Source organism: Streptomyces aureus (assembly GCF_001418135.1).
In the GTDB taxonomy this organism is placed as follows: Bacteria; Actinomycetota; Actinomycetes; order Streptomycetales; family Streptomycetaceae; genus Streptomyces; species Streptomyces aureus_A.
On sequence record NZ_LIPQ01000319.1, the window covers coordinates 197 to 10,242 of the forward strand.

Here is a 10,046-nt window from a genome sequence, read left to right on the forward strand (position 1 = left end):
GGCATGAGCCCCATGGGGCTCTACCGCTACGTCGCCGACCGCGAGGAGCTGGAGGGGCTCGTGGTCGACCGCGTCCTGGGCGACCTCGACACCGGCCCGCCCGCCCCGGACGCGCCCTGGCGGGACCGGATCGAGACCATGGCCGGGCGGCTGCGCGACGCCGTCGTCCGTCACCCGGAGGCCGTCCAGCTGACCCTCACCCACCGGCACCGCGCACCCGGCGGACTGCTCTGGTCGGAGACCATCCTCGGCATCCTGACCGAGGCCGGCATCGACGGCGCGCGGCGCGTCGTCGCCCTGCGCGCGCTCCACGCGTACGTCACCGGGGCCATCCAGCTCGAACACCTCGGGCCGCTGGCCGGAGCCGGCACCTCGGCCATCGCCGCGCTGCCGGAGGACCGGTTCCCGTATCTGACGCAGACCGCGCGGACGGCCGGCGAGGTCGGCCCCGACCAGGAGTTCTTCGGCGGCCTGCGGCTGCTCCTGCGCGGCCTCGACGACTGACCACGCCCCGGCCCCCGACGCCCTCTTGCGGGGCGCGGGACAATGGAAGACGGCCCGGGGTTCCGGGCCGCCCGTGTGCGAGGAGCCGGTGCGCGACGCGCCGGAGCGTACAGCGTGACCGTGAGCGTGAAGAGGAGAGCGACGATGGCGGAACCCGCGGAGCGGAGCGGACAGCGGCGGCTCAGGCCGGCACCGCTGGTCTTCGAGCCTGCCGAGGCGACCGCCGACCCGGAGCACTTCTTCGACCTGGAGTCGATGGAGGATCCGCGGGAGCTGCTGTCCCGCGCGACGGAGCTGACGCTGGCGTTCCGCGCGGCGACGGACCGGGCGACCGAGTTCCAGGCGATCGCGGCGGCGCAGCTGGCGGATCCGCGCCGGTTCGACCGCCTGACGCCGGCGGACGTGGCCGAGCGGGCGCAGTGGACCGAGGACTACGCCCGGAAGATGATCGAGTTCGGCCGCGACCTGATCAGGACGAACGGCCGGCCCGCGGAGGACTGAGCCACTCGGCGTCGTCGAGCCCTCCGGCGGTCCCCCGGTGGGCCATCCGGAGGGCTCCGTCGTCCGTGGCCGAAAAAGCACACCTGGCATATGCCGGGGGTGCACGATACTCCTCGCCCTCCCCCTGTGTCCGGAATTCCGTGAACTCTCGGCGACCGATCCGTGACAGCCGGTAGACCTGGACACATGACGACGTGGACGCGCGACGAGACCCAGCACGACATCTTCCGGTTCCTCCGGGAGGGTGACGAGGGACGTCACCAGACCGCCCGGGTGACCGCCGACGGCGCCTCCTGGCTCGCCTCCGCCACCGGGAGCCGGGAGGCCGCGCTGACCCGCTGGGAGTCCCGGCCGGCCTCCCCCGCGGCGCTGCCCTGCGGGGCCGTCTTCGACGTCGTCAACGTGGACCCGGTCTTCGGGCGCCGCATGCTGGACCGGCTGTGGGAGGAGGGCCCCGGTTCGGGGCCCGTCGCCGTGCACCGGGGCCGGATGATGCTCTTCGCCGCGCCGGGCACGGCCCAGCGGCTGCCGGCCCTGCTCGACTGGGAGGAGTGGGGTGACGCCGTCCCCCGGCCGCTCTGTCATGGGATCGGGGACGCGGTGACCGTGCCGCCGCTGGTGCCGTCCGGCCCCGGCGGGCCCCGCTGGCTGGTGGCGCCCGACACCCGGAACCCCTGGCTGCCCGGCCCCGAGGTCGTGCTCTGGGCCTGTGTGCGGGCCGTCCGGGCGGCTTCCGCCGCCGACGTGAGGGTATCGATTTTTCCTCCCGCCGATCCGGGTGCTAATGTCTACGACGTCAGCAGGCGCCGCTAGCTCAGTTGGTTAGAGCAGCTGACTCTTAATCAGCGGGTCCGGGGTTCGAGTCCCTGGCGGCGCACAGACAGAGGAAGCCCCTCGCGGAAGCGAGGGGCTTCTTCGTGTTCCCGGCATGTTCGTGACGTGTTTCCGCGTGGTGGTTCCGGTCCGGCCGCTCAGTCGACGGCGGGCGGGGTGATCCTGACCGTCCAGGCACCCGTCCTGGTGCGTTCCGCGACCTCCACCCGTACCCCCGTCCCGGGCACGGTCAGCGTCTCGCCCTCCTCCAGCGGGGCGTCCGCGAGCGGTGGGTAGACGGAGCGGTCCCAGCAGGCCTCGGTGCGCGGGTGCGCGTCGACGACCTCGACGGGGCCGTCGCCGGAGGCCGCGCCGCCCCGGACCCGGTAGACGAGCACACCCTCGGTGCAGGTCTCGGCGTTGTTCCCGGCGCTGCCCCGGGCTTCGACCGCGAGGACGCTGTCGGGGCCCGTGCGGACCACGGCGAGCCGGGTGCCGAGGCTGGCGCCGGGCGCCGGCTGGGCGTCGGTCGGCTCCAGGCTCACCATCCGGGGACCCGTCCCCTGAACGCAGGCGATCTCGGCGCGGGAGAGCCAGCCGAGCTTCCACTTGTGCCAGCCGAAGAGGTCCGGGGAGAGTCCGAACTGGCTGCCCATGACGTCCCAGTCACCCACATGGGTGTCCCAGTCGCCCTTGCCGTCCGCCGGACGGTGGTAGAGGTCGGGCAGGTCGAAGACGTGCCCGGTCTCGTGGGCCAGGACGTTCCGGTCGGGCGGATGCCGCTCGAAGACGGTGACGACCCGCTTGATCTCGGTGCCGTCGACCTCCATCGGCCTCTCCAGGTTGACGACCTTGGTCGCGTCGGAGTCCACGCCGGGCGCGTCCGGGTCGGCGACCAGGTAGACGATGTCGTACCGGGAGAAGTCGACGCTCGCGTCGGCGGCGCCGATCGCGTCCCGGAGGTAGGCGGCGCGCTGTCCGGCGTCCCAGTCGCGCCGTATGTCGTACGCGCTCGACTCCTTCGGCATCGGGGTCCAGACGCTCTGGGGGTGCGGGCGCAGGACGAAGCGCCCGTAGGAGGCGCGGGTGAAGTACTCGCTGGTGGCGGGGAAGTGGTCGGCGGTGAGTTCGGCCGGTTCGATGAGCGGCTCGGCGTCCGGGAACGACAGGAAGATCATGACCGCGTCGAGGGTGCGGTCGGGGCGCGGATACGACCCGTTCCAGGTGTCGAGCCCGAGCGAGTGATGGGCCGCGGTACGGGGCAGGGCGCAGGGACTCGCCGAGGGGGCGCCGGCGGCGGGGCCGGCGACGAGCCCGGTGGCGGCCAGGGCGGCGAACGAGGTGAGGGCCGCCGCGCCGGCGCGGAGCCGCGAGCGGTCCACTCGCCCGGGTGGCTGCTGACCCCTCACGTGGACCTCCGGATCGGGAATGCGGAACACTCCACCCACCTTGTGACGATTTGCGGCATTTCGCACGTTTCCGCTGCCCCGGTCGGGTGAGGGTGCGCCACGCGGTCGACGCGACACGGACGCGCTTCAGCTCACGGAAAGTCACATTCGGTCACGTCGGCGTCGACCCGTGTCAGACCCGCGCAGAAACGATCGGGCGGGGCGTCACGGTGGCCGGTCTCACAGCTTCGGTCGCTCCCCGCAGGCGCCTCGAAGCTGGAAGGCTCCCCCGTACGGGCTCTATGATCGGCACACTCTTCCTTGGCCGACCGTCCCGACCACATGTGACCGGCCCGACTGCACTACGGGAGCGAGCGGTGAGCGGAACCCCCGAAGGACCGGTGCACCCAGAGCCGCCGGAGACGCGCGCGGCGGAATCCGCACTCACGGAGCGTCACCCGCCGTACGGCGCCGAGCCACGTGTCGGCTGCTCCCCCTCCGAACTCCGGGACTACCGCGCCGCGTTCCGCGTCGCCCAGCTCGCGATGGCGGTCATCGACCAGGACGGCGTCGTCGTCGCGGCCAACGAATGCTTCGGCACCCTCCTCGGCGCCGAGCCGGAGGCGCTCCGGGAGCAGGCCGCCGCCGACCTCGTCGACCTCGCGTCCGACGGGCGCACCTGGCACGCGTACCGCGAGGTGCTGCGCGGCAGGCGCTCCCGCTTCCGCTGCACCCGCCGCCTCAAGCACACCGACGGGCGCTCGCTGTGGGCCGAGGTCACCGTCACCCCCGTGCCCGACAGCCGCCGCGTCCTGCTGTCGATCGCGGACATCAGCGACCGGCGCGAACTCCAGGCGCGACTGCGGCACCTCCAGATGCACGACCCGGTGACCCGGCTGCCCAACCGCGCCCTGTTCTTCGAGCGCCTCTCGGCGGCTCTGGAGGCCTCGGCGCAGGACGCGGCGGACAACGCGAGCGCCGCGGCCATCGCGGGCACCGCGAGCGCCTCGGCCACCGCCGCCACGAGGGGCACGGCGGGCACGGTGGGCGCGGTGTGCCCGGGCGAAACGATCAGCTCGTCGTACGAGTCGTACGGGTATGGCAGAACAGGGCGGATCGGCCTCTGCTACCTCGATCTCGACGGCTTCAAGGCCGTCAACGACACCCTCGGCCACCGCGTCGGCGACCGGCTCCTCGCCGCCGTCGCCGCCCGCCTCACGGAGTGCGCGGACAGCGACGGCTACACCCGCAGCGGCGGCCATCTCGTGGCGCGGCTCGGCGGGGACGAGTTCGCGGTCCTGGTCGAGGACTCCACCGGCACGGAGCAACTCGCCGATCTGGCCGGCTCGGTGCTGTGCGCCCTCCAGCAGCCCTTCGACCTGGGCGGCCAGCGGCTCTCGGTCTCCGCCTCGATCGGTGTGGTCGAGCGCTCCGGGTCCGGCACGACGGCGACGGCCCTGATGCAGGACGCCGACACCACGCTGTACTGGGCGAAGGCGGACGGCAAGGCCCGCTGGACCCTCTTCGACCCGGAGCGCAACGCGCACCGGATGACCCGGCAGGCGCTCTCCTCCACCCTGCGCCCGGCCGTGGAGCGCGGGGAGTTCGCCCTGGAGTACCAGCCGCTGGTGGATCTGTCGGACGGCGCGGTGCGCGGGGTGGAGGCGCTGGTGCGCTGGAACCACCCGCAGTTCGGCGTCCTTCCGCCGAATCGGTTCGTCGCGATCGCCGAGGAGGACGGCTCCATCGTGGAGCTCGGCCGCTGGGTGCTGCGCACGGCCTGCCGCCAGGCCCGGCAGTGGCAGAAGGACCATCCGCGCGAGCGTCCGATCTTCGTCAGCGTCAACGTGGCGGTGCGTCAGGTCTGGGACTCCGACCTGGTCGCCGACGTGGCCGGCATCCTCGCGGAGACGGGGCTCGCCCCGCACCTGCTCCAGCTGGAGCTCACCGAGTCGGCCGTGATGGGCTCCGCGGGCCGGCCGCTCCAGGCGCTCCAGGCGCTGAGCGACATGGGCGTGCGGATCGCGATCGACGACTTCGGCACCGGCTACTCGAACCTGGCCTATCTGAGCCGGCTGCCGGTCTCCGTGCTCAAGCTGGACGGCTCCTTCGTCCGCGGCTTCCAGGACGAGGAGCACGCCAACCCGGCCGACGAGCTGATCGTCGAGGCGCTGGTGCAGCTGGCCCACCGGCTGGGGCTGACGGTCACCGCCGAGTGCGTCGAGACCTCGGGGCAGGCGAGCCGGCTGCGCAGGATCGGCTGCGACACGGGGCCGGGCTGGCTGTACTCGCGGGCGGTGGCGCCGGACCGCATCGCGGAGCTGATCGGCGCGGAGCCGCTGCCGGTCTGAGGCCCGTACGTCGTGTGTACGGGCCTCGGAGACGGAACCGTCACTCCGGCCGGAGAGATGGAACTGCCCCCGGCCGGAGGGACATTCCGGGCGGGGGCAGTGGTTCATGCGGGGTTCAGCGGGTCACCCGGGGTTCCCCGGGTGAGGGCCTCAGCAGGCGCCCTGGTCCTTCCAGACACCCCACTCGCCGGTGGTGCCGGGGGCCTCGTTCTGGGTCCACCACTGGGCGAGCCACTTGCGGCCGTTGTGGGAGACGACCGTGCCGCCGTTGTAGACCGTGCCGGCCACGTACGCCGGGACCGAGCCGCAGCCCGTGGGCGGGGTCGTCGGCGGGGTGGTGGTGGAGCCGAGCGCCGTGTTGATCTGCTTCAGCAGGGTGGCGTTCTCGTCCAGGCCGAGGAGCGAGTACATCATCGCGCCGGCCAGGCCGCGCTGCTTGGCGTAGTCCACCCGGGCCTGGATGGAGCGCTGGTTGAGGCCGGTGAAGAACTCGCCGTCCTTGTAGAAGTACGAGGCCTTCGCCTGGTCGTCCCAGAAGGTCGTCGACGCGTTGTCGACGATGCCGCCGAGCTCCTTGTAGTGCGCGATGCCGGCCTGCTGGCTGAGCGGGCGGGCGTTGGAGCCGCCGGTCGCGGTGCCCGCGAGGCCGTTGGCGGAACCGGCCGGGACGCCCTTCCAGCCGCGGTAGTAGAACTCGTAGCCCAGGGTCAGCTTGTTGGCGGGGAAGCCGCCGGCGATGCCGTAGGCGGGCTTGCCGTCGATCCAGGAGTCGATGGCGTTGTCGATCGAGTACTTCTCGGTGCCCGGCGCGATCGGGTCGGTCGGGTCGTTCGAGCCGGAGTACAGCGGGGACTGGTGGTACGTCGGCCCGTCGCCGTCCCAGGCGCCGTGCATGTCGTACGTCATGATGTTGGCGTAGTCCAAGTACTGGCCGATCTTGTCGGTCTCGATGTACTTGATCTTGTCCTGGCCGGCCGGGAGGGCCGAGGTCAGCAGGTACTTCTTGCCGCCGTTGGCGGCGCCGTACTCGTCGAGCTGCTTGCGGAACTCGGCGAGGAGCAGCGTGAAGTTCTGCTTGTCCTCGGGGGCGTAGTGGTTGCCCAGGTGGCCGCCGGAGGAGCCGGGGTACTCCCAGTCGATGTCGATGCCGTCGAAGATGCCGGCCGCCGTGCCGGCGCCGCCGAAGCCGCCCTCGACCGGCAGGTTGCCCTTGATGTACTGGTCGATGCAGGAGGAGACGAGCTTCTTGCGGCTCGCGTCCGTCTTCGCCGCGTCGCTGAAGAACTTGGAGTACGTCCAGCCGCCGAGCGAGATGTTGATCTTCAGGTGGGGGTATTTCGCCTTCAGTTCCTTGAACTGGTTGAAGACGCCCACGATCGGCTGGTTCCACGTGTCGGCGACGCCGTCGACGCTGTCCGCCGCGCTGAAGGACTTCTGGTAGTCGGCGTACGAGTCGCCCGCACCGTCACCCGCGTTGGGGTTGTTGTCGTCACCCGCGGCCTTGTTGGCCATGAAACAGGTGAGGTTGGTGGGGTGGATGTTGCCGAACGAGTAGTTGATGACGTCCAGCTGGCCCGCGATGCCCCGGGTGTCGAGGTGCTTGGGGTAGAACGCGTTGCCGTAGACGCTCCACTGGTCGTAGTACGCGATGCGCACACCGCCCGTAGCGGCAGCGGTCGTCGTGTCGGCCGCCTGGGCGGAGCCGAGGCCGACGGTCGCCGCGAGGGCGCCGGCGGCGAGGGCCGTGCTGAGGAGCGCGGCGATCAGGGGCTTACGGGGGTGCACGTGCGGCCTCCATCGGGGGGAGTGCGGGGGTGGTGCCGTACAGGAGCTGGAGCAGTGATAACCGGCACGTGAACAGCACGTCAATGGTCTGAACCAGATTGAGGACTAGACCAATTCGAAGGAGAAAGGCCTCGTCAGAGGCGTGCAGCACAAAACGGAACCGCCCGCCACCATCGGTGACGAGCGGTTTAAGGTTCACTTAGGGGTGGAGCGGGGCCGGATCCGTGCAGGAACCAACCGGCCGCGGGAACCAGGGTTTTTACCCGGCCGTCCCCGGCCCGGAACAGCTGCCGCGCCCTACTCCTCCGGAAGCTCGGGGAGTTCGTACGCGTCCGCGATGAGCTCGTAGCTCCGCAGCCGCGCCTCCCCGCCGTGCGCGTTGGCCGTGATCATCAGCTCGTCCGCGCCCGTCCGCTTCCTGAGGTCGTCCAGGCCGGTGCGTACCTCGTCGGGGGTGCCGTACACGATGTTCGACAGCCAGTCGTTCACGAACTCCCGCTCGGCGGGGCTGAACCCGTACGCCTCCGCCTCCTCCGGTGTCGGCACGAGACCGGGCCGGCCGGTCCGCAGCCGCAGCATCGCGAGGGCACCGGAGAGGACCTGACGGTGGGCCTGCGCCGCCTCGTCGGCGGCGAGCGCCGAGACGCCGATCATCGCGTACGGCGCGTCGAGCACCCCGGAGGGCCGGAAGGACTCCCGGTAGAGGTCGAGCGCCGGGACCGTGTTCCTGGCCGAGAAGTGGTGGGCGAACGCGAAGGGCAGCCCGAGCAGGCCGGCGAGGCGCGCGCTGAAGCCGGACGAGCCGAGCAGCCAGATCGGCGGCCGGCCCTTCGGGCCCTGGACCGGGCCGGGCACGGCATGGATCCGGGCGTACCGGTGACCGTCCGGGAAGTCGTCGTCCAGGAAGCGGGTCAGCTCGGCGAGCTGCTCCGGGAAGTCGTCGGCGCCCTCGTTCAGCGTGGCGGTCCGGCGCAGGGCCGCCGCGGTCGCCCCGTCGGTGCCGGGCGCGCGCCCGAGACCGAGGTCGATCCGGCCCGGGGCGAAGGCCTCCAGGGTGCCGAACTGCTCGGCGATGACCAGCGGGGCGTGGTTGGGCAGCATGACGCCGCCCGAGCCGAGGCGGATGCGGCGGGTGTGCGCGGCGAGGTGGGCGAGGATCACCGCCGGGGACGAGGAGGCGACGCCGGGCATGGAGTGGTGTTCGGCCACCCAGTGCCGGTGGAAGCCGCGCCGCTCGGCGAGCCTGCTCAGCTCGACGCTGGTGGCGAGCGCCTGGGTCGCGGTCCGGCCGCTGCCGACGGTCACCAGGTCCAGCACGGACAGCGGCACGGGCGCGGAGCCCCGCGCCTCTCCTCGAATAGCGTCGGTCACCTTCGGGACCCTCCTCGGCACACGTACGGACTCATGGACGACTCACGGATCGGCTGAACGACCCGTGGACCGGCCTGGAACCGATGACAACAGGAGGGTGTCTCCGTTTATTCCGGCGGCTCCGCGCGGGCCTTCCGATGCTTCTCGGCCATCGCAGGGGGCCGGAAGGCGGCCGGAACGACCGCCACCGCGTCCGTTTCCCCATAAAAAATCTCACGTTCCCCCAGGGCCGAACGCATGGGCGAACCCCCTCGCGCACGGCCCTGACCTGAGACTCTCCGAGCCACTCATGACGGGGGCATATGCCAGAGTGGTGCGCCCCAGACCAGGGCCCGGATGCTCCGCATCATTCTCGCCAACAGCCGCCCCGTAAACGGCGCTTGGCGGCTATCGTGGTACGAAAGCTTGCGGTCACAACCTGGTAGGGGGAAACCGTGGCGCTGAAGCCCGAGCCCACCGCGCCGTTCCACTCGGTGCAATACGCCTTGCGCGTCCTGGAGACGATCTCACGGCACGGTGGCGGAGTGACGGACGTCCAGATCGCGCGCGAAGCCGGCCTGCCCGTGGCCCACCTCTCCTCGCTGCTCCTCATGCTCCGCCGCGAGGGGTACGTCGAGCAGGTCGCCGACGGCGCGTACGTGATCGGGGACTCCCTCGTCCTCCTCGGCTCCGGCATGACCCGCCGGGAAGCCCTGGAGGCGAAGCTCCAGGAGACCCTGACCGAGCTGCGCGACTCCGTCGGCGCCGCGGTCTACATCAGCCGGTACATCGACGGCGAGGTGAAGATCACGCAGTTCGCCGACGGTCCGCGCACGCCCAAGGTCAACGAGTGGGTCGACTTCCGCTCGGCCGCGCACGCCAGCGCGGTCGGCAAGTGCCTGCTCACCCAGCTCGACCAGAACGGACGCCGGGACCACCTGTCCCGGCACAAGATCGCCCGGCTGACCTCCCGGACGATCACCAACGAGCGGATCCTCTTCTCCAAGCTGGACAGCCAGCCGCCGACCGTCCCGGTGCTCGACCTCCAGGAGTACGCGGTGGGCACGGTCTGCGCGGCCGTTCCGCTGACGGCCGGCTCCGCCGTGGGCTGCCTGGCCCTCTCCCTGCCGATCGAGCACGCCCACCGGCTGCGCTCGGCGGCGGACACGCTGAACCGGCGGGCGGCGCCGGTGGTCATGGCGCTGGCGATCTGAGCGACCCGGGCCCCGGGAAGCCGAGGAATCACGCGGCATCCGGGGCATTCGGGGGTCCCGACGGCGCGGCCGCGCGGGGTGGTCATGAGCACCCCGCGGGACCGGGTAGTATTTTCTCTGTCAGCAGGCGCCGCTAGCTC

8 protein-coding genes and 1 tRNA gene are annotated in these 10,046 nt (G+C 71.6%); 6 read left to right on the forward strand and 3 right to left on the reverse strand.

The genetic code is table 11. From position 1 onward, the window contains the following. The 4 genes from AOK00_RS25290 to AOK00_RS25300 form a co-directional block, all read left to right on the forward strand. A partial coding sequence (locus AOK00_RS25290; RefSeq protein ID WP_254047492.1) for a TetR/AcrR family transcriptional regulator C-terminal domain-containing protein occupies window positions 1–504 on the forward strand: 504 nt, incomplete at its 5' end. Window positions 505–648: 144 nt separating this feature from the next. Then, window positions 649–1,005, forward strand: a complete 357-nt coding sequence (locus AOK00_RS25295) for a hypothetical protein (protein ID WP_055602569.1) — start codon at window positions 649–651, stop codon at window positions 1,003–1,005. Window positions 1,006–1,191: 186 nt separating this feature from the next. After that, the gene (locus tag AOK00_RS36440; protein ID WP_063886657.1) at window positions 1,192–1,818 is read left to right on the forward strand and encodes a bifunctional DNA primase/polymerase; all 627 of its coding nucleotides are present in this window, start codon (window positions 1,192–1,194) and stop codon (window positions 1,816–1,818) included. Next, window positions 1,809–1,882: transfer RNA gene (locus AOK00_RS25300), tRNA-Lys, on the forward strand. The genes AOK00_RS36440 and AOK00_RS25300 overlap by 10 nt, the downstream gene beginning before the upstream one ends. 94 nt (window positions 1,883–1,976) lie before the next feature. On the opposite strand, the gene AOK00_RS25305 is transcribed toward AOK00_RS25300, so the two are convergent. Further along, window positions 1,977–3,257, reverse strand: a complete 1,281-nt coding sequence (locus AOK00_RS25305; protein WP_437441444.1) for a M6 family metalloprotease domain-containing protein — start codon at window positions 3,255–3,257, stop codon at window positions 1,977–1,979. Between the two features lie 326 nt (window positions 3,258–3,583). Between AOK00_RS25305 and AOK00_RS25310 the strand changes: the two genes are divergently transcribed. Further along, complete coding sequence (locus tag AOK00_RS25310) at window positions 3,584–5,557, forward strand: putative bifunctional diguanylate cyclase/phosphodiesterase (protein ID WP_063886658.1); 1,974 nt, start codon at window positions 3,584–3,586, stop codon at window positions 5,555–5,557. A gap of 150 nt (window positions 5,558–5,707) precedes the next feature. On the opposite strand, the gene AOK00_RS25315 is transcribed toward AOK00_RS25310, so the two are convergent. Both AOK00_RS25315 and AOK00_RS25320 read right to left on the reverse strand, forming a co-directional pair. Further along, window positions 5,708–7,342: a glycosyl hydrolase family 18 protein gene (locus AOK00_RS25315; RefSeq protein ID WP_055602570.1), complete on the reverse strand. Its 1,635-nt coding sequence runs from the start codon at window positions 7,340–7,342 to the stop codon at window positions 5,708–5,710. Between the two features lie 297 nt (window positions 7,343–7,639). After that, window positions 7,640–8,713, reverse strand: coding sequence for an LLM class flavin-dependent oxidoreductase (locus AOK00_RS25320; protein ID WP_055602571.1), 1,074 nt, complete (start codon window positions 8,711–8,713; stop codon window positions 7,640–7,642). Window positions 8,714–9,147: 434 nt separating this feature from the next. Between AOK00_RS25320 and AOK00_RS25325 the strand changes: the two genes are divergently transcribed. After that, the gene (locus AOK00_RS25325; RefSeq protein WP_055602572.1) at window positions 9,148–9,906 is read left to right on the forward strand and encodes an IclR family transcriptional regulator; all 759 of its coding nucleotides are present in this window, start codon (window positions 9,148–9,150) and stop codon (window positions 9,904–9,906) included. The last annotated feature ends 140 nt before the right edge of the window (window positions 9,907–10,046 follow it).